This is a genomic window from Rhodococcus sp. PD04, assembly GCF_035918275.1.
GTDB classification, from domain to species: domain Bacteria; phylum Actinomycetota; class Actinomycetes; order Mycobacteriales; family Mycobacteriaceae; genus Rhodococcus; species Rhodococcus rhodochrous.
This window is the reverse complement of sequence record NZ_CP142143.1, coordinates 2,953,018-2,977,796: the sequence shown is the minus strand read 5'-3', so window position 1 is coordinate 2,977,796 and position 24,779 is coordinate 2,953,018. Positions and strand designations below refer to the sequence as shown.

The following is a 24,779-nucleotide window of genomic DNA, read 5'->3' as shown; positions in this document are numbered from 1 at the left end:
TGTGACACCGCGGTGGCAGAAAATCGATGTTTTCCGACTACTCTGCCACTGTCGGGTGGGACCTCGGCGCGGCAGGCTCGAGGCATGATCCTGCTGGTCCTCGTACTTCTGGCGGTCTTCCTCCTCCTCGACGTGCTGGCCCTCACCGAACGCACGCCCGACACCCACATGGAAGTGACTCAGTTCGGCGACTACCGCTTCTGAACCGCGCACCGACCTCTGCTCAGGTGAGCAGCCACTCCCGCTTGGCCTCGCCGTCCCAGCGCCGCACTCCTGCGCTCGACCCGGTCAGCTGCCGTTCCGGCGTCTGCGCCGCCAGAACTGCCGCACCGATGCGCGCGGCCGGCACCCGCCGCGCGAGGGTGACGTGGGGCGTCCACTCGCCCGGCCGGATGTGCGCGGGGATCCCGGGGCACTCCGCGAGTACCTCGAACACCCGTGCCTGGAGTTCGAGCAGTTCGATCGACGGCACGACCGTGCGGGCGAGCGTCGCGTACCGGCCACCGAAGATCACCACGCCACCGAGCCGGAGGGTGATCCGCCGGACCGTGATGGCGGCTCGCAGCGCGTCCTCGAGCTCGTCCGGCACGGCATGCGCAACGAACATCGTCACGTGCGGGCGGTTGGATTCGGAAAGGACGCGTCCCTGACTGTGCAGACCGGCGTCGAGCAGCCTGGTCCACTCGTCGCGCACCGCCGTGTCGAGCGGGGCGTCGAGGAGGAGTTCCACCGACTGGACCACGGTAGGCAATGATGACCGGGTGACCGACGACACCGCAACGCTTCAGACTCATTGCATCGGACTTCTCGAGGGGGACGGCATCGGTCCCGAGATCGTGCCGGCGACCCGCAGGATCGTCGATACCGCCGTCGCGGCAGCCGGGGTCGCAGTCGACTGGGTGCCGCTGCCCGTCGGTGCCTCCGCGATCGAGACGCACGGTAACCCGCTGCCGCAGGTCACCCTCGACACCCTCACGGAGCTCGACGCGTGGATCCTCGGCCCGCACGACAGCGCCTCGTACCCACCCGAGTTCCGGGGTCAGCTCACTCCGGGCGGCCGGATCCGCAAGCACTTCGACCTGTACGCGAACATCCGGCCGGCGTGCGCACTGCCGGGAGCGGCGTCGGTGTCACCGAAGATGGATCTCGTCGTCGTCCGGGAGAACACCGAGGGTTTCTACGCCGACCGGAACATGGCCGTCGGCAGCGGCGAGTTCATGCCCACACCCGACATCGCCCTCGCGGTCGGAGTGATCACCCGCGCCGCCTGTGAACGCATCGCGCACACCGCCTTCGACCTCGCGTCGCGTCGCCGCAAGCGCGTGACCATCGTGCACAAGGCCAACGTGCTCGCCCGCACGACCGGCCTGTTCCGGGACGTGTGTCAGGAAGTGGGTCGTCTCTACCCGAGCGTCACCGTCGACGACCAGCACGTCGACGCGATGGCCGCGCTGCTCGTCCGCCGCGGCGCCGACTTCGACGTGATCGTGACGGAGAACATGTTCGGCGACATCCTGTCCGACCTCGCCGCCGAACTGTCCGGCTCGCTCGGCACCGCGGCGTCTATCAACGCGTCGCGCACCAAGGCCATGGCCCAGGCCGCGCACGGCGCCGCACCCGACATCGCCGGGCAGGGCCGCGCCAACCCGATCGCGCTGATCCTCTCCGCCGCCATGCTTCTCGACCGTGTCGGTGCACGCGCGGACATCGAATTCTCCGCGGCCGCCCGCGCCATCGAGGACGCAGTGCGCGCGACCGTCGCGGCGGGTGTCGCGACCGCCGACCTCGGTGGCACCGCGTCGACGGACGAGTTCACCGCCGCCGTCATCGCCCGCCTCGAAGCCTGAGCTTCGGGTTTGCATTCGGACCCCTCCCGGGTTGGATACTGTGCGACTGTGAATCGAGCAGTGCACACCCGCCGCGCGACCTCGTGGGGGCGTCGTCGTGTCCGGACCCTGAGCAGGCTGGCGGCGGGAGCGGCGGTGCTCGCCCTCGCGACCGGGTGCGTGGTGAACAGCGAATCGACCGTGCCGCCCGGCGACCGCGTCACCGTCGAGAAGGTCGACGCCATCGCGAACCGGTTGCCGCCCGACATCGCCGACGGCGGCACCCTCGAGGTCGGGGTGAACGTCCCGTACGCCCCCAACGAGTTCAAGGACGACGACGGCACCATCGTCGGCTTCGGCGTCGAACTCGTCCAGGCCCTCGGCGACGTCCTCGGACTCGAGGCGGTGCTCAACGAAGCCGACTTCGACCGGATCATCCCGGCCGTCCAGGCAGGCACCTTCGAGATGGGCTCGTCGTCGTTCACCGACACGAAGGAACGCGAGGAATCGGTCGACTTCGTCACCTACTACAGCGCCGGGGTGCAGTGGGCGCAGCGCACCGGCGAATCCGTCGACCCCGACAACGCGTGCGGACTGCGGGTGGCGGTACAGACCACCACCATCGAGGACCTCGAGGAGGTCCCCGCGAAGAGCGAGGAATGCGTCGCCCGCGGGCTGCCGCCCATCGACAAGGTCAAGTACGACAGCCAGGACGAGGCTGCCAATGCCCTCATCCTCGGCCGGGTGGACGCACTGTCCGCCGACTCGCCGGTCACGGCGTACGTCATCGCCCGCAGCGAGGAACGACTCGAACCGGCCGGTGAGGTCTTCGACGCCGCGCCCTACGGATTCGTCGTCGCGAAGGGGTCGCCGTTCGGTCCCGTACTGCAGCAGGCAGTGCAGTACCTCATCGACTCCGGTGCGTACGACGAGATCACCGCGCGCTGGGGCATGGAGGACGGCGCGATCACCACGTCGCAGATCAACGGCGCGACGAGCTGAGAAAGGGAACCATGAGCGAGTCCACGTCCGCGAGATCCGCGGAACCGCGACCGGACGAACCGGAGCCGATACGCGCAGTACCCCTGCGACATCCCGGACGATGGATCTCCGGCGCGATCGTCCTGATCGCACTCGGGCTGTTCGCCTGGGGAGCGGCCACCAACGAGGCCTACCGCTGGGACATCTACGCCCAGTACCTGTTCGACGCCCGCATCACCGCAGCCGCATGGAAGACCGTGCAGCTGACGGTGCTCGCCATGGCCATCGCCGTCGTCCTCGGCGTGGTGCTCGCGGTGATGCGACTGTCCCCGAATCCCGTGCTGCGTTCCGTCGCGTGGCTGTACCTGTGGGTCTTCCGCGGTACCCCGGTGTACGTCCAGCTCGTGCTGTGGGGACTGTTCCCGTCGATCTACAAACAGATCGACCTCGGGATCCCGTTCGTCCACCAGTTCGTCCACATCGACGTGCAGGGCCTGAACGCGGCGTTCCTGTTCGCCGTCATCGGCCTGGCACTCAACGAGGCGGCCTACATGGCGGAGATCGTGCGCGCCGGCATCACCTCCGTGCCCGAGGGGCAGCTGGAGGCGTCCACGGCGCTCGGCATGTCGTGGTCGCAGACCATCCGCCGCACCGTCCTGCCGCAGGCGATGCGGGTCATCATCCCGCCGACCGGCAACGAGCTGATCAGCATGCTCAAGACCACCTCGCTGGTCGCCGCCGTGCCCTACAGCCTCGAGCTGTACGGCCGTGCCCGCGACATCTCGGGTGCGAACTTCCAGCCGATCCCGCTGCTGCTCGTCGCCGCGACCTGGTACCTGGCGATCACCAGCCTGCTCATGATCGGCCAGTACTACCTCGAGCGGCACTACTCGAAGGGCCTGAGCCGGCAGCTCACGGCCCGTCAGTTGCAGGCACTCGCCGACGCACAGAACGTACCGGTCACCGGGGCTGGCAAGCCGACGCCGAAGCCCGGCGCACCGGGGGAGGAACACATATGACGTCCGTCGAGACGCCGATGGTGCGGGCCGACCGGGTCTGCAAGAGTTTCGGCGCCGTCAAGGTGCTCAAGGGCATCTCGCTCGAGGTGGGGCGCGGCCAGGTGACCTGCCTGATCGGTCCGTCCGGATCCGGCAAGTCGACCTTCCTGCGGTGCATCAACCACCTCGAACGCGTCGACGCCGGTCGCCTGTACGTCGACGGCGATCTCGTCGGCTACGCCGAACGGGGTTCGAAACTGTACGAACTGCACCCGCGGGCCGCCGCGAAACAGCGCCGCGACATCGGCATGGTGTTCCAGCACTTCAACCTGTTCCCGCACCGCACCGTGCTCGAGAACGTCATCGAGGCGCCGATCCTCGTGAAGAAGCTCAAGCGTGACGAGGCGGTCGAGAAGGCCCGGGACCTGCTCGCGCGGGTCGGGCTGGCCGACAAGGTCGACGCCTATCCCGCGCAGCTCTCGGGCGGCCAGCAGCAGCGCGTCGCGATCGCCCGCGCGCTCGCCATGGATCCCAAGCTCATGCTGTTCGACGAGCCCACCTCGGCCCTCGACCCCGAACTCGTCGGCGAGGTGCTCGCGGTGATGCGCGATCTCGCCGACGGCGGCATGACGATGGTCGTCGTCACGCACGAGATGGGCTTCGCGCGGGAGGTCGCCGATCAGCTCGTGTTCATGGACGGCGGCGTGGTCGTCGAGGCCGGTGATCCCCGCCAGGTGCTGGCCGACCCGAAGGAGAGCCGGACCCGGGAGTTCCTGTCCCGGCTGCTGTGAGTCGGGATCAGGCGGGTTTGCGGCTGCAGAAGATGGCGGTGCCCGGGAAGATCGAACCGCGCAGCGGGCTCCACTGCCCCCACTCGCGGTCGAGATGCTCGGGCCACTCGGGTTCGACGATGTCGTAGACCTCGAGGCCGGCGGCGACGAGTTCGCGCACCCGATCGCCCACGGTGCGGTGGTGCTCGGCGTAGGTCGCCCGGCCCGTCGCGTCCACCTCGACGTAGGGGGTCCGGTCGAAATACGGGAACATCGCGACCAGGCCCTGTTCGCCCGGATCGTCGGGGAAGATCCACCGCATCGGGTGGTTCACGGAGAACACCCATCGCCCGCCGGGTCGCAGCACCCGCGCCACTTCGCGCATCACCCGGGCGGAATCGGCGACGAAGGGCACCGCGCCGAACGCCGAGCACACGATGTCGAAGCTTCCGTCGGCGAACGGCAGGTTCTCGGCGCCGGCCTGTACGAGCGGAACCGTCGGGCCGGAACCGGTCATCGCAGCGCGTCCGCGCTGCAGCATCCCCATGGAGATGTCCAGCCCGACCGCCCGGGCCCCCTGCCCGGTGAGCCAGCGGGCGCACGGTGCCGAACCGCACCCGAGTTCGAGGACGTCGCGTCCGGCAACCGGGCCGAGCAACTGCACATCGCCCTCGTGCAGGCCCTCCGGGCACCACACGAACTCCCCGGCGGCCGAGTCCACGCCGAGGAACTCGCCGTGCGTGCGGTGGTAGTCGTCGGTGTCGGCGTCCCACCAGACCCGGTTCGCGCGTTCGCTCTCGAGGGAGCCGAGGCGGGTCCGGGTGGGTCGGGTCTCGCCGAGGATCGTCTCGGCGTCCGCGTGCCGCGCGGCCTCGTCGTCGGTTCCCTCCGGGGCGCCCGAAAGGTCTGGAAAAGGAGTGTTCGCGGAGCCCGGCATGGGTGTGAGCCTATCGGGTGCGGGGGAGTGGCCCCGATATCGGTTTGCCCGGGTCCCCTCGAAGCGCGTAGCCTGGTGATCGCGAGTGTCCGCAGTTCGGCTCCAGGGCCGAGCGAGGAACTCGCCGTGACTCGCACATCGCCGTATCGCAGTGGGTGTTTCACGTGCCCGACCGAATTTGACCAACCGACTATCAACCCGTCCGGAGCAACTCAACACATGGCCTCCACCACCGTCACCTCGCCGCAGGTAGCCGTCAACGACATCGGCTCCGCCGAGGATTTCCTCGCCGCCATCGACGCCACGATCAAGTACTTCAACGATGGCGACATCGTCGAGGGCACCATCGTCAAGGTCGATCGCGACGAGGTGCTGCTCGACATCGGTTACAAGACCGAAGGCGTCATCCCGTCCCGCGAGCTCTCCATCAAGCACGATGTCGACCCCAACGAGGTCGTGTCGGTGGGCGATGAGGTCGAGGCTCTTGTTCTCACCAAGGAGGACAAGGAAGGCCGTCTGATCCTGTCCAAGAAGCGTGCTCAGTACGAGCGCGCCTGGGGCACGATCGAGGAGCTCAAGGAGAAGGACGAGGCCGTCAAGGGCACCGTCATCGAGGTCGTCAAGGGCGGCCTGATCCTCGACATCGGCCTGCGTGGCTTCCTGCCCGCGTCGCTCGTCGAGATGCGTCGCGTCCGCGACCTCCAGCCTTACGTCGGCAAGGAGATCGAGGCCAAGATCATCGAGCTCGACAAGAACCGCAATAACGTGGTCCTGTCGCGCCGCGCATGGCTCGAGCAGACCCAGTCCGAGGTCCGCAGCGAGTTCCTGCACCAGCTCCAGAAGGGCCAGGTCCGCAAGGGCGTCGTGTCCTCCATCGTCAACTTCGGCGCCTTCGTCGATCTCGGCGGTGTCGACGGCCTCGTGCACGTCTCCGAGCTGTCCTGGAAGCACATCGATCACCCGTCCGAGGTCGTCGAGGTCGGCACCGAGGTCACCGTCGAGGTTCTCGACGTCGATCTCGACCGCGAGCGTGTCTCCCTGTCGCTCAAGGCGACGCAGGAAGATCCGTGGCGTCAGTTCGCCCGCACCCACGCGATCGGTCAGATCGTGCCGGGCAAGGTCACCAAGCTCGTTCCGTTCGGCGCGTTCGTCCGCGTCGAGGAGGGCATCGAGGGCCTCGTCCACATCTCCGAGCTGGCCGAGCGCCACGTCGAGGTCCCGGACCAGGTCGTTGCCGTCGGCGACGACGCGATGGTCAAGGTCATCGACATCGACCTCGAGCGTCGTCGTATCTCGCTGTCGCTGAAGCAGGCGAACGAGGACTACACGGCCGAGTTCGACCCGTCGAAGTACGGCATGGCCGACAGCTACGACGAGCAGGGCAACTACATCTTCCCCGAGGGCTTCGATCCCGAGACCAACGAATGGCTCGAGGGCTACGAGAAGCAGCGTGAGGAGTGGGAGTCCCGCTACGCGGAGGCCGAGCGTCGCCACAAGATGCACACCGCTCAGATCGAGAAGATGGCTGCCGACGAGGCTGCCGAGGCTGCAGCCGGCGTGTCCGGTAGCAACTACTCCTCCGAGTCGGGTGCCGAGGCGGCTCCGGAGACCACCGGTGGATCGCTCGCGAGCGACGCCCAGCTCGCCGCTCTGCGCGAGAAGCTGTCGGGTAACGCCTGATACAGCGCTTCGACGGACGACCCCGCACCATTCGGTGCGGGGTCGTCCGCGTTCCCGGGGTCATCGTTGCTGCGGCACAGTGGCTCCCGGGCCACGACGGGACCGGCCCCCTCCGAATCGGAGGGGGCCGGTCTTCGTGTGTCGTCGATGGCAGGTGTTCAACTCACGGCGAGCTCATCCCACGGCGGGAGTGGCCCACTGCGCGGGCAGGGCCGTGGCCCGCTTGCGCATCGCGGCGTGGCTGTGGCGCGCGTTCGTCAGCAGCGCGGTGAACCAGTTCCGCCGGTGCTCGGCGAGGGCGGCAGCGACCTCGGGGATGAGGATGCAGTGAACACCGTTTTCCATGCCGAGGCGATGCCGACCTGTGGTTGAGGTGGAGGATCGCATGGCCTGCCTTCTCGAATGCTCCGGACGAGCCGGGACGGATGCTTCGCAACGACGATATCGGACAGTCGGTCGAATTCTCCGCATTTACCCCAGGTAGAAGGGGGTGTGTCCGGTTTCCGAGCGGCGTTGCGACCGCCCCGTGACCCCGCCGTGATCGGTGTGTGATCCCCGGAGCCCTCCGAGGGGAGACGTCGACGGCTCTCTCGGCCGTCCAAGAAGTACACCCGGTTCGTCCCAAGCGACGCGGCGCACCGTGGCCGAGGTCCACACACCTCGACACGGAAGGATCTTCCATGACCACACCGATCCCCGCGAGAAGTACCGCGACGAAACGGATCACGCTACTGGTGGTGTGCGTGACGACGGCGATGCTCATGCTCGACATCGCCGTCGTCAACACTGCACTGCCGTCGATCGCCGTCGACCTCGACGCGGGCGTCAGTTCACTGCAGTGGGTGATCGACGCCTACACCCTCGCCCTGGCCACAGCCGTCCTCGGCGCCGGGTCGTGGGCCGATCGCCGCGGCCGGCGCCGGGCGTTCGTCGTCGGCCTCGTCTGGTTCACGGGCGCCTCGCTCCTGTGCGCCCTCGCACCGACGATCTGGTTCCTCGATCTCGCCCGGGCGGTGCAGGGCATCGGTGGGGCGGTCCTGTTCGCCTGCTCGCTCGCCCTCCTCGCCGACGTCTTCGACCGAGGGCCGGCGCGGGCGTCGGCCCTGGCCGCCTACGGCGCGACCATCGGCGGCGCCTTCGCGGTCGGTCCGCTCGTCGGAGGTCTGCTCACCGAACTGCTGGACTGGCGCGCGATCTTCTTCGTCAACGTGCCGATCGGTCTCGTGACCCTGCTCCTGACACTGCGCTGGGTGCCCGAATCGCGAGATCCCCGCCCGCGCGCCGCCGACGTGCCAGGGCAGCTCCTGGCCGCGGCTGGGCTGGCGGCGTTCGTGTTCGCCGTGCTGCGTGGCCACGAGATCGGGTGGTCCGATGCGCAGCCCGTCATCGCCTTCGTGCTCGCTGTCGGTGCCCTCGTCGCCTTCGTCGCGCACGAGATGCGCACCGCCGACCCGATGCTGCCCCCGCACCTGCTCGCCAACCGGGCCTTCGCCGGAGCACAGGTCGCGGCCTTCGCCATCTCGGCGTCGCTGTTCGCGGTATTCGTCTACACCACGTTGTACCTGCAGAACGTCCTGCTGCTGTCGCCGGTGCAGGCCGGGCTGGTGTACCTGCCCGCGACCGTCGCCATGTTCGTCGTCGCCGGTGCGACGGCGAAACTCGATCGTGTCGTCCCCACCCGGGTATCGCTGTCGTGCTCACTGGCGCTCGTCGCCGTCGGGTTGCTCATGATGACGGTCGCCGAGGCGGACAGTTCGAAGTACGTACTGCTGCCGGGGCTCGTCGTGGCCTGCGCGGCTGCCGGCGTGTTCAACCCGGTGATGAGCGGGATCGTCCTCGGAGAGAGCACCGCGGCGCATTCCGGTCTCGCGGCCGGTATCAACGATGCGTTCCGTCAGACCGGCATCGCCGTGGGCGTCGCGGTGCTCGGGGTGTTCCTGCCGGCCGAGTCGCTGTTGCCCGGCGGATCACCGCAGGACTTCGTGTCGGGCCTGCAGGGGGCGCTCGTGGCGGCGGCGTTCGTTGCGGCTCTCGGAACCGTGGTGTGTGCGGTCTGCCTGCGTCCCCGGCCGCAGACCGCACCGGTGTTCGGGGACGCCGAGAGCGACACGGTCGAATTCCCGGCCGTGACGGGATGAGAAGTCGCCGCGCACCCGGCGAAAACTGTCCTTACACTGCAACGATCGCGTAGTTCGGCCGGGTCGAGGGGGCTCACCACATGATGTACCGACTGCTCGGACCGCTGGAGGTGGTCCGGGTCGCGTCGACGGCCGATCCGGCGGTGCCCCCGTCGGAGTCGCAGGTCGATCTCGGTCCGCGCAAGCAGCGAGCGGTCCTCGCCGTCCTGCTGCTCAACCGGCGGCGGGTGGTCTCCACCGACCGGCTGATCGACGCCCTGTGGCAGGACGAGGCGCCTGCCAGTGCGATGGCGAGCATCCAGGCGTACATCTCCAATCTGCGCAGGGTACTGAGAGGGGAGAGCGGTGCGGCCTCCCCGATCGTGCGCCAGCCGCCCGGCTACGTCCTCGACATCCCGGCCGAGTCGGTCGACCTGGCCCGCTTCCTCGACGACGCCGAGACCGCCCGTCGGCATGCCGAGAACGGGGAATGGGAGTTCGCACTCGACACCGCCGACCGTGCCCTCGACTCCGTGCGGGGGCACCTCCTCGAGGACCTGCGCGACGAACACTGGGTGGAGGTCGCGGCGGCATCCTTCGACGAGGTGCGCACCGAATGCCGCGAGACCCGGATCACCGCACTGCTCGCCCTCGGTCGCCTCGCGCCCGCTCTCGTCGACGCCACCGAACTGTGCAGCGAGTTCCCGTTCCGCGACCGCACCTGCTGGCTGCGCATGCTCGCCCTGCACCGAGCGGGGCGTTCGTCGGAAGCACTCGAACAGTTCCGCGTCCACGAGACGAGGCTGGACGCCGAGCTGGGGTTGCGGCCCGGCACCGAACTCACCGACCTGCAAGGCGCGATCCTCCGGCACGAACCGGGACTCGCCGCGTGGCCCCGAACCCCGGGATGGACGGGCGCGGAGGAGGTTCCGACACCGGCCGCGCCCACCGTTCCCGCACCCACCCCGGCGCCGGGCCCCGGGCGCATCTTCGTCGGACGCACCTCCGAGACCGGCGTCCTCGACCGCATGCTCGACGAGGTCCGCTCCGGCGCCACCCGCTGGGTCGTCCTCACCGGGCCCGCCGGTATCGGCAAGACCCGCCTCGCCGAGGAATGCGACGCCCGGACCGCCGCGATCGGTGGGAACACCGTGTGGGCGCGATGTCTCGAGGACGACGGAGCACCCGCCTGGTGGCCGATCCGGCGCATCCTGCGCGAACTCGGCGCCGACGCCGACACCACCCTGATCCCACCTACCGGAGTGGAGTCCGACGAAGCCCGCTTCGCGGTCTACGAACGGGTTCTGGGCGTCGTCGAAACGGCCGCGACGCAGACTCCCGTCCTCACCGTCGTGCTCGACGACATCCAGTGGGCCGACCCGACCTCTCTGCGTTGCCTCCTGTACCTCGTGGGAGCTCTGCATAAACGGGGTGTCTGGTTCGTGTGCACACTCCGCGACTCGGAGACGACCCCCGGCGTCCAGCGGTTCGTGGACGCCGTGCTGCACGGCGAAGGTAACCGGCACATCGACGTCCCGGCGCTCGCCGAACCCGAGGTCGCCGCCCTGGCCGGGCATGTGAGCGGCGCGCCGCTCGGTGCCGACGAGGCGCGCCTGCTCGCCGAACGCACCGGCGGCAACCCGCTGTTCGTGTCCGAATACGCGCGACTTCCCCGGGACGAACGCCTCGACGGTGGGATCCCCATGGCGGTCCGGTCGGTCCTCGCGCGGCGGCTCGCCGCGGTGGAACCGGCCGTGCTGCAGGTGCTCCGGGTGGCCGCGGTCGTCGGCGACACCATCGAGATGGACATCCTCGCCGGTGCGACGCGCCTCGATCCCGACACCCTCGCCGACTACCTCGACGACGCCGCCGACGAGCGCATCATCGTCGCCGATCCGGGACTGCGGGGGTACGCCTTCGCCCACGGATTGCTCCGCGACGAGGTCCTCGCGGCGATTCCCGCCCTCCGCCGCCAACGCATGCACGCACGCGTCGCGGAGGTCCTGGCGGACTCCTCCGACCCGGATCGTGCCGGCAGACGAGCCCGGCATCTCATGGCGGCACTGCCGCTCGTCGACGCTCGCGTCGTGCTCGACGCCTGCGTCACCGCCGCCCGCGAGGCCACCGAGAGATGGAACTCGGAGGAGGCGGCACGCTGGTGGGACGACGCCGTCCGGGCCTTCGACCTGCTGCCCGCCGCGGAACGATCCCCGGGCGATCGCGACGATCTGCTCGTCGCGCGTGTCGAGGCACTCGCCCGGGCGGGGCGCGGCCAGACCGTACTCGACGTCGTCGACGCGGGCCTGCTCGACGCGGTCCGGGACGGCCGCACGTCGACGGCCGGACGCCTGGCCGCAGCGCTGCTGCGCGCAGCCGGTGCATGGCCGTGGGTGTCCTACGGCAAGGATCCGGGACCGGTCCTCGACCGCCTCGCCGCACTCGAACCGTTCGTCGCGGCCGACCGCGCGGCGCACGCGCGGGTACTCGCGGCGCTCGCCGTGGGCAGTTGCTATCACCCCGATTCGTCCGTCCCCGACGGGATGAGCCGCACCGCGCTGGAGATCGCGCGTGGGCTCGCCGACCCGGACGTCGTCGCCGACGCGTTGCTGGGCCGGATCCTCCTCTACTCGGGGGTCGCGACACACAGCCGCGAATCCGCCCGGCTCACCGACGAACTCCTCGCACTGCCGCACCAGCAGGCCCGGTTCGACGAGGTGATCGCCCACGCCGTTGCGAGCATGACACTGATGAACCTCGGCGACGTCGACGCCGCGACGTCCCACGTCCGCCTGGGCATCGCCGGTTGCGACCTGCTGCGTCTGCCCGTGCTGCGCGTACAGCTCCGATGGATGGAGGCGACCCTCGCGGCGTGGCACGGCGACTTCGCCGAGACCCGGCGCCACTACGACACCGCCACTCAGTTCCACCTGCAGACCGAGCTGTACACGGCGGGCAGCTCCGACCTCGCCACCAACACCCTCGAATGGGAGTACGGCACCCTCGCCGACGCGGATCCCGGCACCGTGGAACCGGATTCCTGGAGCATCGCGATCGCCGGCGCCCGTCGGGACACCGCGACGGTGATCCGCGACATCGAACAATGGGCGGCAAAAGGCGCACCCTTCACCTGGACGACGCTCGGGCACCGCACACTCATCGCGCGCGTCGTCGCCGACCTCGCCCTCGTCGACTACGCCGAGATGTTCCTCGAGCTCCTCGATCCGTTCACCGACCGCATCGCGACGGTGGGACAGGTCGGGGTGATCGGTTCGGTGGCGGAGGTGTGCGCACGCCTGCAGGCACTGCTCGGGCGCACCGATGCAGCCGCGGCTCTGCTGGATCGGGCCGAGGACCTCGCGACCCGCACATCGAGCCCACCGACGCTGCTGCGGTGCCGGTTACTGCGCGCCCAACTGCGGCCGGACTCGCCCGAACGCAGCCGGGAGATCGCCGCGATCGCCGACGAAGCGGCCCGCACCGGCATGCTCGGACTCGCCGCCTACGCCCGCTCGATCCCCACCTGACCGGTTCTTGGCGGCCGCTTGGACGGCGGTCCGCGTCACCGCAAGAAGCCGCCAAGCCGGTCCCGGCACTCTTTCGTCGCACCCCATCCAGTGCGACGAAAGGAAGTGCACATGAACCAGCGGACGCCCATCGTCGGCACCGACCCCACCGACGCTCTCCGTACCGCGGTCACCGGATCGATCTCCCTCCCGGGCGAACCCGGCTACGACGTCGCGACCCCGTGGAACGTGGCGGTGCCGGTCCGTCCCCGCGCGGTGATCGCGGTCGAGAACGCCCTCGACGTCAGCGCCACCGTCCGGTTCGCGGGCGAACACGGCCTGAAGGTGGCCGTGCGGCGCACCGGGCACGGCGCCGTGCCGCTCGGCGACGATGTGCTGCTCGTGCACACCGGCCGCCTCACCGAATGCTCGATCGACCCCGGCACCCGCACCGCCCGTCTCGGCGCCGGCCTGGTGTGGCAGCAGGTCGTCGACGCCGCCGCACCCCACGGTCTCGCCCCGCTCGCCGGATCGGCACCCCACGTCGGCGTGGCCGGTTTCCTCACCGGCGGGGGCATCGGCCCACTGGTCCGCACCTACGGACTCTCCTCCGACCACGTGCTGGCCTTCGATCTCGTCACCGGTGACGGAGACCTGCTCCGGGTGACTCCCGAACAGCACGCCGAACTGTTCTGGGGCCTGCGCGGCGGCAAGGCGACCCTCGGGATCGTCACCGCGGTGGAGACCGATCTCGTGCCCCTGCCGCACTTCTACGGTGGCGCGCTGTATTTCGACGGCGCCGACGCGGCCGCGGTGGCGCACGCCTGGCTGGACCTGTGCGCCGGCCTGCCCGAGCACAGTTCGACCTCGCTGGCCTTCCTTCAACTGCCACCGCTGCCGGGAGTCCCGGAACCGCTGGCCGGTCGCGCCACCGTGGCCGTCCGTTTCGCGAGCGTCGCCGGCGAAGCCGAGTCCGAGGAGATTCTCGGCGCGCTGCGCACGGTCGCGACCCCGATCCTCGACGGCATCGGCATCCTGCCGTACACGGCACTGGGAGCAGTGCACGCCGACCCGGTCGACCCGATGCCCGTTCACGAACACAGCGGGCTGACACGCGAACTGACGCACGACGCGATCGACGCATTGCTCTCGGTTGCGGGACCTGGTTCCCACTCGCCGCAGACCATCATCGAGATGCGGCTCCTCGGCGGAGCGCTGGCACGTGAACCACGGCATCGCAGCGCCTTCTGCCACCGCGACGCCGCCTTCTCCCTCTTCGTCATCGGCGTCCTCGCGCCACCCTCGGCCGACGCCGTCGTCGCGCACACCCAGGTCATCGATCGGGCACTGGCACCGTGGGCCACGGGCACGTCGCTGCCCAACTTCACCGCCACCTCGGATCCGGACCGCATCGCACGGACCTACGACGACGACACCGCGCACTGGCTCGGCGCTCTCGCCGACGAGCACGACACCCACGGTGTGCTGCGCGTCGGGCAGGTCGTGCGCCGACCCCGATGAGACCGAGACCTCCCACCGCGAACCCATCCACTCACACAAGGCAGGCAATGCGCACTTCTCGATCGATCGCCGCACTCGCCCTCTCCACCTGCGCCGTTCTGACCCTCGCGGGTTGCGGCGACGGATCCGTCCCGACCGCCGAGGGTGCGGAGACGGCAGGCCACCACCACGGTGTCACCACCCTCTACGGGCCGGAAAACGAACTGGGGGAGGGTATCTCCCGCACCTATGTCGTCGTCGATCACGACGGGAGACCGCGCGAGGTCGGTATCCGGATGTCGGAGTCCGTGCTCACCGGCCTTTCCGAGGGTCCGGGCGCCGGCACGACGATGCTCATGCCGGCTCTTCCCGCGGGCGCTCCGGACACCGGTTTCGACCACGTGATGCTGGACTGGAACCCGAACGGGCACGACCCGGAGATCCTCTACGGCGCGCCCCATTTCGACATGCACTTCTACACGACGGACGCCGACCACGAGGTGGACCCGGCCGCACCCGACTTCGCGGCGCGCGCGGCGCGGCTCCCCGAACCCAAGTACGTTCCGGAGGGATACATCCCACCACCCGGTCCACCCGTCGAGAACACCGTGCCGTTCATGGGCATGCACTGGACGGACGCCGCGGACGGCGTGATCCCCGGCTCCTTCGAGTTCACCGAGGTGCTGCTCAACGGATCATGGGACGGGGAGTTCATCTTCATCGAGCCGATGATGACGCGGGAGTGGCTGGCGACGAAGCCGTCCCTGCGGGAGATCGTGAAACAACCGTCGTCCTACCGGCGGACCGGCTACTACCCGACGGTGTACACCGTCGACTTCGACGAACAGGCGGGCGAGTATGTCGTCGCGCTGTCGGGGCTGACGATGCGTGAGGCCTCGTAGGGACCGCGAACGTGCCTCGGCGACGCGGTGATGCGAGACTGGGCAACGTGCTGCGAATGGGGTTGACCGGAGGAATCGGCGCGGGCAAGTCGACCGTCGCCAAGGAGCTCGTCGAACTCGGGGCGGTGATCGTCGACTCCGATGTCGTCGCCCGGGAGATCGTCGCTCCCGGCTCCGAAGGTCTCGCCGAGCTCGTGGACGCCTTCGGTGAGGACATCCTGCAGCCCGACGGCACCCTCGACCGTCCTGCCCTCGCCGCGAAGGCGTTCGCCAGCGAGGACGCGCGCGCGGTTCTCAACGCCATCACCCATCCCCGGGTCGGGCGCCGTACCGCCGAGCTGGTGGCCGCTGCGCCCGACGACGCGGTGGTCGTGCAGGACATCCCGCTGCTCGTCGAGGGCGGGATGGCACCGGCCTTCCACCTCGTCGCCGTCGTGCACGCCGACGAGGCGGAGCGGATCCGGCGTCTCGTCGAACTGCGCGGCATGCCCGAGGCGGACGCCCGCGCGCGGATCGCGGCGCAGGCGACGGAGGAACAGCGACGCGAGGTCGCCGACGTGTGGCTCGACAACACCGGTGATCAGCAGGTGCTGGTCGAGCAGGTCCGGACGCTGTGGAACGACCGCCTGGTGCCGTTCGAGAAGAATCTGCGCACCGGTGTGGTGGTCGAGGCGGATCCGGTCCTCGTGCCCGCGCGCGAGGAATGGCATCGGCAGGCGCAGCGGCTCGTCGCCCGACTGGCCCTCGCAGCCGGGGGCGCGGCGAAGCGCATCGACCACGTGGGCTCCACCGCGGTGCCCGGTCTGGCCGCCGTGGACGTCATCGACCTGCAGATCACCGTCGGCGATCTCGCGGCAGCCGATGCGCTCGCACCCGCCTTGGCTGCTGCGGGCTTCCCGCGCATCGACCATGTGGTGACCGACGATCCGAAACCGTCCTACGGGGCCGGGGGAGAGACCGACCCGGCGGTGTGGGAGATGCGGTTGCACGGCAGCGCCGATCCCGGCCGTCCGGCGCGGGTGGCGGTCCGGGTGGACGGCTGGCCCGCCCAGCAGTTCGCGTTGCTACTGCGCGACTGGCTGTCCGCGGTCGACACCGCGAAGCGCGAGTACGCCGACCTCAAGGCCGATGCCGCAGCCGAGGCGTCGCAGAAGACGGATCCTGCCGAGGCGGCGGCCACCTACGCAGCGCTCAAGGCGCCGTGGTTCGACCGGGCGCATCACCGCGCGTGGGAGTGGGCCGAGAGCACCGGCTGGTCGGCCTAGGGGGTCCGGATCCCGGGCGGAGACCCGCCCGGGAATGTTCCGGGCGACCCGTCCGTTAGGATAGTTGACAGTTCAACTACTTGACGGAGGTTCGACCGTGCAGTTCGGCATCTTCACCATCGGCGACGTCACGCGCGACCCTACGACGGGCCGGGTCCCCACCGAACACGAGCGCATCGTCGCGATGACGAAGATCGCGCTGAAGGCCGAGGAGGTGGGCCTGGACGTCTTCGCGTCCGGCGAGCACCACAATCCCCCCTTCGTCCCGTCCTCGCCGACGACGATGCTCGGCTGGATCGCCGCGAGGACCGAGAAGCTCATCCTCTCGACCGCGACCACCCTCATCACCACCAACGACCCGGTGAAGATCGCCGAGGACTTCGCGATGCTCCAGCACCTGTCCGGCGGCCGCGTCGACCTCATGATGGGACGCGGGAACACCGGACCGGTCTACCCCTGGTTCGGCAAGGACATCCGGCAGGGCATCCCGCTCGCCATCGAGAACTACCACCTGCTGCGACGGCTCTGGCGCGAACGCGTCGTCGACTGGGAGGGCAAGTTCCGCACACCGCTGCACGGCTACACCTCCACCCCGTGGCCGCTCGACGACACCCCGCCCTTCGTCTGGCACGGTTCCATCCGTTCGCCCGAGATCGCGGAACAGGCCGCCTTCTACGGCGACGGCTTCTTCCACAACAACATCTTCTGGAACAAGGAACACATCCAGCAGATGATCGCTCTCTACCGGCAGCGGTTCGAGCAGTACGGTCACGGTGCCGCAGACCAGGCCGTCGTCGGGCTCGGCGGCCAGGTGTTCATGGCGGAGACCGAGGCCGAGGCGAAACGGATCTTCCGTCCTTATTTCGACAACGCCCCCGTCTACGGCCACGGCCCGTCGCTCGAGGATTTCTCGACGATGACACCGCTGACCGTCGGCACACCCGAGCAGGTCGTCGAACGCACGCTCGGTTTCGCCGACTACGCCGGCGACTATCAGCGTCAGCTGTTCCTCATGGACCACGCCGGCCTGCCGCTCGACGTCGTGCTCGAGCAGATCGAGATCCTCGGCCGGGAGGTCGTGCCGGTACTGCGAGCGGAATTCGAACGCCGCCGCCCCGCCCACGTGCCGTCCGACCCGCCCACGCACAGCACGCTCGCCGCGCAGGGAGCCGACTCGGCGCACCGTCAGGTGATCCCGGCCCGCGTCGATCTCGTGCCGGAAGAGGCGGATGCCCGATGACCCGCCGTATCGTCGTCGTCAGCGGTGGCCTGTCCGAGCCGTCCACCACCCGTCTGCTCGCCGACCGCATCGCCGAGGCCACTCGTGTCGCGGTCGGCGCGCGCGGTGACGACGCGGAAATCGAGGTCATCGAACTACGCAGCCTCGCGACGGATCTGGCCACCACCTTCACCGCCGGTGTCCCCACCGCAGCGGTCGCACGGGCCCGTGAACAACTCGCGACTGCCGACGGCCTGATCGCGGTGAGCCCGGTCTTCGCCGCCGGTTACTCGGGTCTGTTCAAGATGTTCTTCGACGCGCTCGATCCGGACACGCTCACCGGTGTGCCCACGGTGCTCGCCGCGACCGCGGGTAGCGCCCGACACTCACTGGTCCTCGACCATGCGATGCGGCCGCTGCTGAGCTATCTGCGTGCGCTCGTCGTGCCCACCGGCGTCTTCGCCACCACCGACGACTTCGGAACAGGCGAGGCCGCCACGGCACTGAAGGGGCGGATCGACAGGGCGGCGGACGAACTCGCCGAGCAGATCACCCGCAGCACGGGATCACCCCACGGGTTCTCGGACGCCGTGCCCGCCGGACGGCCGCGCGTGTCGGGAAACGCGGTCCGCACGGACGGACCGTCCTTCCGGGAACTGCTCGGTGCTCACATGGGGTGAGCCCCGCCGTCGCGTGCCGGTCGGCCGTCGGCGGGTAGGTAGGCACTGAGCAGGTCCGCGGCGAGAGCGGAGCTCGGCCGCCGGGCCGTTCGCCCGGTGCAGCCCGCCGAGAACGAATCGGCGACTTGCCGTTCCCTGAAGGCACACCTATAGTTCCTTAAGTTATGGGGTCTAACTTAAGGCGAGCGGAGGGGCGAACGGGGTGGCCGGCGTCCGCAGACGTGTACGTAAGATCGACATGGAGGACATCATCCGTGTCGGTCGAGCGATCGGGCTGCGACAGTTGAGCCTCAACGCTGTCGCTGCGGAACTCGGCGTCTCCACAACGGCGCTGTACCGCCACGTGGACGGTCGCTGGGGGCTCGAACTCGTCGTGGGGGAGAGTCTGCTCGGCGATCTCGTTCTGCATGACGATCCGGAGCACGACATCGAACGGCACCTGCTGTCGTTCGGTCTGCAGCTACGCGCGTTCGTCCTTGCCCATGCGGGCCTGGGAACCTACATGCAGACCCTCTTCCCGCGTGGGGAAGCGGGGCAGCGGCTGATGGTGAGCGAGATCGAAGCTCTCGTGCGCCGCGGGTACACACCCGACGTCGCGGTCGCACTGGCGAGTGCGGTGGCGAGCACCGCGATCAACTTCGCGGTGGCCGAGGAAGCGCAGCTCGAGCGCATCTCGGGGCTCCAGCAGCAACGCGACGACGTCGCCGAACGGCTGAGCACCGACGAACGCTTGGGTGAGGCTCATCGCGACCTTCCGGAATTCGACCACGAAGGATTCTCGACGATGGTCCTCACGGCGACGATCCGAGGTCTACTGGCGGTCGGTCCGGTCGGGCGACCACTGCACGAGGTGGTCGTCGATCTCGGATCGACCGGGATGGGATTGCGATGATGCGGGCCGGATCTCTGCAGGGCCGGCTACCCCAAATCGGGATCGGTTGCGTCGACGACGAATTCCGGCTCCGGCAGCTCGTCGTTGCCAGGATCGTCGAGTTGTTCGATCGGCAGGTCGTCGATGGCGGGGTGCTCGATATCGTTCTCATCGATTCCCTCGACGGGAACCAGTTCGGTTCCGATGCGAGGGGTGAGGGGATCGGTGGCGATATCGAGCACCCGACGCCAGGCGTCCTCGGGTAGTTCGGGAATCCGGTCCATCAGATCGAGTCCCAGCGATTCCCTTGAGGGGGGCAACGGATTCGGTTCGCTTCGCGTCATTGCTCATCCTTCCGGGGTGTCCTCGGCGGTTCGGTGCCCTCCGTGTCGGCCGACCCGGCCGTCGTGGCCGTATCGATCGGCCCGGCCGTCGGTCAGAGGGCAACCTCTTGGGCGCCGAGCAGTGCCGGACTCAGTAGATCGGCGAGTTGCATACGGGCACGCCTGATCCGGCTCTTCACCGTCTGTACACCCACGCCCTGGTGCGCTGCGATCTCGGCGTAACCGAGCTGTGCATACTCACGCAACACGATGGCAACCCGAAACTGTTCGGGAAGAAGGAAAAGGGCTCGTCGGACCGCATCACCGTCGACCACGCTCTCGGCGAGAGGCGTTTCCCCGGAGACGTATTCGTCCTCGACCCGTTCGTCGAGGACCTCACCACGTCGCGTCCGCACGACAGCGAGCGCCGCATTGCTCGCGATGCGATACAACCACGTTCCGAATGCTGCTGTGCCACGGAATTTGTCGAGATTCTGCCACGCCACGATCAGCGCATCCTGCAGTGCATCCTCGGCGTCGTATCGGTTTCCTGTGATCCGGACGCAGACCGCCCACACGCGTTCCCGTGACGGTGCGACGAGCTCGGCGAACGCTGCCCGATCGCCTGCCCGGCACCGCTCGATCAACTCGGCCTCGTCCATCGAGCCCCCTCACCATCCCGAGCAGTCACATTGCCCCACATGCACATTCGAGACTCGGCTCGACGGGCGGGGGAATTACGAACATATCGCGGTCCGAAGTGGTCGACGCCGTCGGGGGCAGCGTCGACCACCCGTCGACAATACCGCGAGATCAGTTCTCGCCCAAGCCCATCTCCTCGGAGCGGACGAATTTCACGTACTGGGTGGCCAAGCGCTGTGACATCGTACGAAGCGAGTCGTTCTCGGGAGCCTCGTTCCCCACCGGCCGCAGCCCGGAGAGTTCCGCCACGTACCGCCCGTGGACCATCAGGCACACACTCGCCCGCCCCTGCGCCACATCACCCGACCAGCAGCGTGTTCCGGGGATGTTCTGCGGAACGGTCTCGTCCTCGACGAGATCCGGATACATCTCCCGGGTCGTCTCGACGAAGTCGTCCCGCAGGATCTCCGCCTCTGTGGGACCGGCGGTCCGGTAGACGTTCGACGCGGCCTTGGTGATCCGGTCGGTTCCGGTGACCTCGAAGATCCTCTCGGTACGTGCGGTATGAGAATCGAGCTGCAGCCATCCGTCCGGCCCGTAGACCGCAAGGTCGGACAGGCGTGGGAGCACACCCTCGGGCAGTCCCACCGCCCGGACGAGGACCCTGTCCACATCCATCGGAAGACCCCCGATCTCCTCGGCAGGCGTCGCGGGAAAACGGTCGAGCAACGGCGCCTGGGCCTGCGCAGCGCGCGCGGCGGTATCGGTGGTCCAATCGACATCGCCGGTCCCGCTGTGCGCGTAGGTCCGGATGACGAAGCTCCCCTGCGGGGTGACCGTCGACGTGGTCACGGTTCCGGTCACGTCCCACGACCGGACGGAGGCCAGAGTCTCCGGCGCTCCCGGCACGGCGACTGGGACCGCCGGTGCAATACCCGTCACGATGGTGGGATCACTTGCCAGCGGTGTCGTCCTGTCGACCTGCTCGAATTCGTGCACGACCTGGGCCCCGGGTGGCGTCCTCGGGAGTCGGAAACCGCGCCACCGAGACGTGCAGCGATCGCGACTCGTCCTCGGTGGTGCGGTAGGTCATGAATCCGGTGATCATCCCGAAGGGTTCGAGGAGGTCCCCGGCCCCATCCACCAGGATCTTGTCGGTGGAGACCGAGACGCCGGTACTCGCTCCACCCGTCGTCAGCGCCGGATCGATGTCGTGGGGGTGGACCACGAATTCGGCCATCCGCTGTCCCTCGATCACCGGCCCGGCTTCAGCGGCGGTGAAGTTCTCCCCGAGGAGATCTCGCGGTTCGACTCGATACTCTCCGGCGTCCAACGCCGCGATGTCGATCCCCCGTCACCTTCCCGCACGGGAGTGGTTGCGGTTCCGGTCCCGCTTCCGGCGGCAATCGTGTCGGAACCGCACGCGGCGATCGCCAGGGTGGTTGCCGTCGCGACCGTCAGGACGGCGCGCATGGCACGTGATGTACGCATTGGTCGGCTTCTCCTCGAGGTGCGAACACGGATCGATACGTGACGCGGACAGGAGAAGCCGGAGCGCACGAATGTGCCCGTCATGAATCATTTGTGACGCCATTCACATCTGTTCGGTGGAAATGTGTCGAACGCATGACCTTACGAGTTCGGCGCCCGGGGTCGCGCACATGCGATCCCGGGCGCCGAATGGAGCTCCTGCAGGGAAGGTCAGATCAGATCCTCGCCGTCCCGTCGGGCCTGCAGCCACTCCTTGAAGAACCCGCGGCAGAGCGCCGCCAGCACACCGGCGACGAGTACGGGCCAGATCAGGACGTAGACGGTCAGTGCGAGCGTGCTCATCGGTTCTCCTTTTCCGGAGTGGTCGCCGAGGCGTCCGCCTCGGACGCAGGAGTTTTCGCCGAGGCAGGGGCGTTCGGGGAGTCAGGGTCGGTTTCGGGTGTCGCGTCGTCCGCAGCCACGTCGAAGTCACCGACACGCTGCGCGATGACCTCGAAGTCGAAGTCCTCGTCGGAGTTCACGGACATCGCCCAGCACACGACCGTGCTGACCGCGTAGGCGACGAGCGAGGCGCTGAGCACGGCGTAGTCGTGGACCGAGCCGAGCGCGAAGGGCGCCACGACCACCGCGGCGACGACACCGATGACGCGTGCGGCCCGGAGTCCGAAGAAGCCGAATGCCATCAGACCCGCGATCACGCCGACACCGACGACCGATGCGATGTCCACCGTCCAGGCGAGCACCCCGTCCATCGGGAACCACCCGAAACGCACCGGCAGGAACGCTGTCAGGGCGCCGAGCACCGACGTCGTGAACGCCTTGTTGGTGACCTTGTGCCAGTAGAAGCTCGCGATGACGGGGAAGACCAGCGCACCCCAGAGCGCGCCGACGAACACGAGCAGGTCGAGGATGCTCAATCTCATGCTCGCGAACGCCACGGCGGCTGCGGTCGCGACGACCATCGTGGCGCGCCCGATGAACAGCATCCGCTTGGGATCGGCATTGCGGGTGCCGCCGGCGATGTTCTGGCCGTAGATGTCGGCCATGACGATCGAAGACAGCGCCGACAGGTCGGAATCGGCCGTGGACGACAGCGCACCGATGATCATGACGAAGAACACGACGACCAGTGCCGTGGGCAGGAAGGACGCCACCATCTGCGGCACGATGTTGTTGACGTCGCCGTCCATCGGGTCGATGCCCAGGTACAGCGCGAGCACGCCGAACATGCCGACGCCGATGACGGTGGCGCCGTAGCCGATGGTCGCGGTGACGAAGGTGGGCTTGATGAGATCCTCCCGCACCGCGAACAGGCGCTGCGCGATCGTCTGGTTGCCGATGGCGTACGCGAGCACGGCGGCGATGTACGGCGCGCCCTGGTTCAGGAAGGCATCGCTCGAGAAGAAGTCGCCCTGCTGGTCGGTGAGGTTCCCGGAACCACCGTCGAACGCGTCGGGGAAGCCGGTGATGAAGAAGACCGCCGGGATGATGACGACGACCGCACCGAGCATCGCCACGACCTGCACGAAGTCGGTGAGCACGGAGGCTCGGAAGCCGGACCACAGGGTGTAGAGCAGCACACCGGCAGCGATGAAGACGACACCCTGGGCGAAGCCGAACGGTGAGATCAGCGAGATGAGCACACCGCCGGCGATGAAGTTGGACATCAGGCTGATCAGGCTGCCGACGAGATTCGACCCGGCCAGCATGAGCTGGCTCGAGCGACCGTGCCGGGCGAACATGACTTCGGCGAGCGTGTGCGCCTTGGGGGCGACCGCGCGGATCCGCTTCCCGAAGGGGTAGATGAACAGGATCATCAACGCGCCCCACAGCCCGTAGTGGATCGGGCCGGAGATGCCGTAGGTGTATCCGGAGGTCGCGGAGGCGTACAGCGAGGACGCCCAGATCCAGGTGGCGGTCATGCTGGCCGCCGACACCCCGAAACCGACCTTGTTACCGGCGGTCATGTAGCCGTCGGCGTTCTCGTCCTTCTTCCCGATTCGGGCGGAGATGAGAAGCGTTCCGCCGTAGAAGATTACGAGCAGGGCAACGATCGTCGCGGCGCTGAACTGAACGAGCTCGGTGCCGTTCACTGCGACCTCCTTCGTGTTCGCGTCACGTCCGCGGTCGTCGGAGCGCAGCGGAACGCAGGGCGCGCTGCACGCGTCCTGTCTGTCGGTTCCGCTTCGGCGTCGGTCCGATCCACCGCCGGACGGTGGGCATGCGTCGGGCGCCCGATCGGCCACGGGCCGGCGGGCGCGGCATACCGCTCCAGCAGGGCACGCCCGGATCCGGGCGTGTGCCGACGAAGTGATCGGCGGCGTTCTCGTCGGCGCTCGTGGGCTGCACGGGCGCGCGCCGCCGGCGCGAGGGGTGTCCTCGGTCGGGTGATGTGCACGCGGAGGGGCGATCCGGGCCGGCCCCGATGGTCGCCTTCTCGGTGCACTGCTTCGCCGGCCGGGGCAGATTACCATGTCCTTTGCGGCAGTAACTTTTTCGCTCCTGCGCCTCCGTCGTCTGCGCAGGTGACGACACCTGCGCGCAGATCCTGCGCCTCAGCGCCAGGAGACGGGCGCGCCCCGCTCCCGCAGCCACGCGTCGAGGTCGTGACCGTGCGCGGCGATGCCGTCCACCGCCCGCAACGCCGTGTCGATCGCCGTCTCGGCGACGGCCGCGCCGATCATCCCCGTGGTGACCGCGACCACCAGTTCGTCGATGTCCTCGACCACCGTGTCGCGGCCCGTGCGGACGATCAGGTCCAGGTAGTGGTCGTGGGAGTACCAGACGTCGCCGTCGCGCCGGAACTCACCGACGTCGACGTAGCGGTCCTGGTCGCGTTCGTTGCCCGGCGTGAAGTGGAAGATCGAGGCCCGCAGACGCAGGTCCGGCAGCAGCCACGACTCGAGGTAGTGGAACTGCGGGTGGTCGGACGGTCGCGCCATGTACAGCCCCCACTCCTCGACGCGGTACTCGTCGACAGCCCGCACGAAGCCCTTGGGGTCGATGTTGGTCTTCGCGGCGACGTCGAACGTCTCGGTCTTCACGGGATGCGGGGTCGCGGACACGGGATGCAC

General features: G+C 68.7%; 23 protein-coding genes. 13 read left to right on the top strand and 10 right to left on the bottom strand.

Annotation, left to right across the window (positions count from 1 at the left end; all coding sequences use genetic code 11):
* Positions 1-223 precede the first annotated feature (223 nt).
* Positions 224-742 carry a 2'-5' RNA ligase family protein gene (locus U9J23_RS13720; RefSeq protein ID WP_059381061.1) on the bottom strand — a complete coding sequence of 173 codons (519 nt, stop codon included), beginning with the start codon at positions 740-742 and terminating at the stop codon, positions 224-226.
* A 19-nt stretch (positions 743-761) separates the two neighbouring features.
* Here U9J23_RS13720 and U9J23_RS13715 point away from each other — a divergent pair, with 19 nt between their 5' ends.
* From U9J23_RS13715 to U9J23_RS13700, 4 genes are read left to right on the top strand one after another with little or no spacing between them, the layout of a single operon-like run.
* Complete coding sequence (locus U9J23_RS13715; protein WP_272268734.1) at positions 762-1,847, top strand: isocitrate/isopropylmalate dehydrogenase family protein; 1,086 nt, start codon at positions 762-764, stop codon at positions 1,845-1,847.
* Positions 1,848-1,907: 60 nt separating this feature from the next.
* Positions 1,908-2,828: an ABC transporter substrate-binding protein gene (locus U9J23_RS13710; protein ID WP_085468346.1), complete on the top strand. Its 921-nt coding sequence runs from the start codon at positions 1,908-1,910 to the stop codon at positions 2,826-2,828.
* Positions 2,829-2,839: 11 nt separating this feature from the next.
* Positions 2,840-3,826, top strand: a complete 987-nt coding sequence (locus tag U9J23_RS13705; protein WP_085468345.1) for an amino acid ABC transporter permease — start codon at positions 2,840-2,842, stop codon at positions 3,824-3,826.
* Complete coding sequence (locus U9J23_RS13700; RefSeq protein ID WP_059381064.1) at positions 3,823-4,596, top strand: amino acid ABC transporter ATP-binding protein; 774 nt, start codon at positions 3,823-3,825, stop codon at positions 4,594-4,596. The genes U9J23_RS13705 and U9J23_RS13700 overlap by 4 nt, the downstream gene beginning before the upstream one ends.
* A 7-nt stretch (positions 4,597-4,603) precedes the next feature.
* Here the strand turns inward: U9J23_RS13700 and U9J23_RS13695 are convergent, their stop codons facing one another.
* Positions 4,604-5,512, bottom strand: a complete 909-nt coding sequence (locus U9J23_RS13695) for a class I SAM-dependent methyltransferase (protein ID WP_059381065.1) — start codon at positions 5,510-5,512, stop codon at positions 4,604-4,606.
* Between the two features lie 219 nt (positions 5,513-5,731).
* Between U9J23_RS13695 and rpsA the strand changes: the two genes are divergently transcribed.
* The gene (rpsA, locus tag U9J23_RS13690) at positions 5,732-7,192 is read left to right on the top strand and encodes a 30S ribosomal protein S1 (protein ID WP_006554003.1); all 1,461 of its coding nucleotides are present in this window, start codon (positions 5,732-5,734) and stop codon (positions 7,190-7,192) included.
* A gap of 174 nt (positions 7,193-7,366) precedes the next feature.
* Here the strand turns inward: rpsA and U9J23_RS13685 are convergent, their stop codons facing one another.
* The gene (locus tag U9J23_RS13685; protein WP_016934979.1) at positions 7,367-7,579 is read right to left on the bottom strand and encodes a hypothetical protein; all 213 of its coding nucleotides are present in this window, start codon (positions 7,577-7,579) and stop codon (positions 7,367-7,369) included.
* Positions 7,580-7,872: 293 nt separating this feature from the next.
* Between U9J23_RS13685 and U9J23_RS13680 the strand changes: the two genes are divergently transcribed.
* The 8 genes from U9J23_RS13680 (at position 7,873) to U9J23_RS13645 (ending at position 19,270) form a co-directional block, all read left to right on the top strand.
* Positions 7,873-9,330, top strand: a complete 1,458-nt coding sequence (locus U9J23_RS13680; RefSeq protein WP_085468343.1) for an MFS transporter — start codon at positions 7,873-7,875, stop codon at positions 9,328-9,330.
* Between the two features lie 80 nt (positions 9,331-9,410).
* Positions 9,411-12,833, top strand: a complete 3,423-nt coding sequence (locus U9J23_RS13675) for a BTAD domain-containing putative transcriptional regulator (RefSeq protein ID WP_326598388.1) — start codon at positions 9,411-9,413, stop codon at positions 12,831-12,833.
* 111 nt (positions 12,834-12,944) lie between these two features.
* The gene (locus U9J23_RS13670) at positions 12,945-14,333 is read left to right on the top strand and encodes an FAD-binding oxidoreductase (protein ID WP_326598386.1); all 1,389 of its coding nucleotides are present in this window, start codon (positions 12,945-12,947) and stop codon (positions 14,331-14,333) included.
* A 47-nt stretch (positions 14,334-14,380) separates the two neighbouring features.
* A complete protein-coding gene (locus U9J23_RS13665) occupies positions 14,381-15,214 on the top strand; it encodes a DUF5602 domain-containing protein (RefSeq protein WP_059381068.1) in 834 nt (277 codons plus the stop codon).
* A gap of 47 nt (positions 15,215-15,261) precedes the next feature.
* Positions 15,262-16,479 (top strand): dephospho-CoA kinase, encoded by a 1,218-nt coding sequence (coaE, locus tag U9J23_RS13660; protein ID WP_186455498.1) that lies wholly within the window; start codon positions 15,262-15,264, stop codon positions 16,477-16,479.
* A 97-nt stretch (positions 16,480-16,576) separates the two neighbouring features.
* Complete coding sequence (locus tag U9J23_RS13655; protein ID WP_059381070.1) at positions 16,577-17,719, top strand: LLM class flavin-dependent oxidoreductase; 1,143 nt, start codon at positions 16,577-16,579, stop codon at positions 17,717-17,719.
* Positions 17,716-18,378 carry an FMN reductase gene (locus tag U9J23_RS13650; RefSeq protein ID WP_085468338.1) on the top strand — a complete coding sequence of 221 codons (663 nt, stop codon included), beginning with the start codon at positions 17,716-17,718 and terminating at the stop codon, positions 18,376-18,378. The genes U9J23_RS13655 and U9J23_RS13650 overlap by 4 nt, the downstream gene beginning before the upstream one ends.
* A gap of 238 nt (positions 18,379-18,616) precedes the next feature.
* Positions 18,617-19,270 carry a TetR/AcrR family transcriptional regulator gene (locus tag U9J23_RS13645; RefSeq protein ID WP_228524542.1) on the top strand — a complete coding sequence of 218 codons (654 nt, stop codon included), beginning with the start codon at positions 18,617-18,619 and terminating at the stop codon, positions 19,268-19,270.
* 26 nt (positions 19,271-19,296) lie between these two features.
* Here the strand turns inward: U9J23_RS13645 and U9J23_RS13640 are convergent, their stop codons facing one another.
* From U9J23_RS13640 to U9J23_RS13610, 7 genes are all read right to left on the bottom strand, one after another.
* Positions 19,297-19,593, bottom strand: a complete 297-nt coding sequence (locus U9J23_RS13640; protein WP_143533340.1) for a hypothetical protein — start codon at positions 19,591-19,593, stop codon at positions 19,297-19,299.
* Positions 19,594-19,685: 92 nt separating this feature from the next.
* Positions 19,686-20,234 (bottom strand): RNA polymerase sigma factor, encoded by a 549-nt coding sequence (locus U9J23_RS13635; protein ID WP_085468336.1) that lies wholly within the window; start codon positions 20,232-20,234, stop codon positions 19,686-19,688.
* 151 nt (positions 20,235-20,385) lie between these two features.
* Complete coding sequence (locus U9J23_RS13630; protein WP_420917805.1) at positions 20,386-21,156, bottom strand: DUF7373 family lipoprotein; 771 nt, start codon at positions 21,154-21,156, stop codon at positions 20,386-20,388.
* Between the two features lie 10 nt (positions 21,157-21,166).
* On the bottom strand, positions 21,167-21,454 hold the full coding sequence (locus U9J23_RS13625) for a DUF7373 family lipoprotein (RefSeq protein WP_174479572.1): 288 nt from the start codon (positions 21,452-21,454) through the stop codon (positions 21,167-21,169).
* Between the two features lie 461 nt (positions 21,455-21,915).
* Positions 21,916-22,047 carry a putative transporter small subunit gene (locus U9J23_RS13620; protein WP_006553992.1) on the bottom strand — a complete coding sequence of 44 codons (132 nt, stop codon included), beginning with the start codon at positions 22,045-22,047 and terminating at the stop codon, positions 21,916-21,918.
* Positions 22,044-23,798: a sodium:solute symporter family protein gene (locus U9J23_RS13615; protein WP_326598372.1), complete on the bottom strand. Its 1,755-nt coding sequence runs from the start codon at positions 23,796-23,798 to the stop codon at positions 22,044-22,046. Before U9J23_RS13615 ends, U9J23_RS13620 begins: the two co-directional genes overlap by 4 nt.
* Positions 23,799-24,260: 462 nt before the next feature.
* A complete protein-coding gene (locus U9J23_RS13610; RefSeq protein ID WP_059381121.1) occupies positions 24,261-24,779 on the bottom strand; it encodes a DUF402 domain-containing protein in 519 nt (172 codons plus the stop codon).

Coding starts and splice junctions, on each gene's coding strand:
- U9J23_RS13705 (WP_085468345.1), top strand. CDS start 2,840: ATGAGCGAGTCCACGTCCGCGAGATCCGCGGAACCGCGACCGGACGAA.
- U9J23_RS13700 (WP_059381064.1), top strand. CDS start 3,823: ATGACGTCCGTCGAGACGCCGATGGTGCGGGCCGACCGGGTCTGCAAG.
- U9J23_RS13695 (WP_059381065.1), bottom strand. CDS start 5,512: ATGCCGGGCTCCGCGAACACTCCTTTTCCAGACCTTTCGGGCGCCCCG.
- rpsA (WP_006554003.1), top strand. CDS start 5,732: ATGGCCTCCACCACCGTCACCTCGCCGCAGGTAGCCGTCAACGACATC.
- U9J23_RS13685 (WP_016934979.1), bottom strand. CDS start 7,579: ATGCGATCCTCCACCTCAACCACAGGTCGGCATCGCCTCGGCATGGAA.
- U9J23_RS13680 (WP_085468343.1), top strand. CDS start 7,873: ATGACCACACCGATCCCCGCGAGAAGTACCGCGACGAAACGGATCACG.
- U9J23_RS13675 (WP_326598388.1), top strand. CDS start 9,411: ATGATGTACCGACTGCTCGGACCGCTGGAGGTGGTCCGGGTCGCGTCG.
- U9J23_RS13670 (WP_326598386.1), top strand. CDS start 12,945: ATGAACCAGCGGACGCCCATCGTCGGCACCGACCCCACCGACGCTCTC.
- U9J23_RS13665 (WP_059381068.1), top strand. CDS start 14,381: ATGCGCACTTCTCGATCGATCGCCGCACTCGCCCTCTCCACCTGCGCC.
- U9J23_RS13650 (WP_085468338.1), top strand. CDS start 17,716: ATGACCCGCCGTATCGTCGTCGTCAGCGGTGGCCTGTCCGAGCCGTCC.
- U9J23_RS13645 (WP_228524542.1), top strand. CDS start 18,617: ATGGAGGACATCATCCGTGTCGGTCGAGCGATCGGGCTGCGACAGTTG.
- U9J23_RS13640 (WP_143533340.1), bottom strand. CDS start 19,593: ATGACGCGAAGCGAACCGAATCCGTTGCCCCCCTCAAGGGAATCGCTG.
- U9J23_RS13635 (WP_085468336.1), bottom strand. CDS start 20,234: ATGGACGAGGCCGAGTTGATCGAGCGGTGCCGGGCAGGCGATCGGGCA.
- U9J23_RS13625 (WP_174479572.1), bottom strand. CDS start 21,454: ATGGCCGAATTCGTGGTCCACCCCCACGACATCGATCCGGCGCTGACG.
- U9J23_RS13620 (WP_006553992.1), bottom strand. CDS start 22,047: ATGAGCACGCTCGCACTGACCGTCTACGTCCTGATCTGGCCCGTACTC.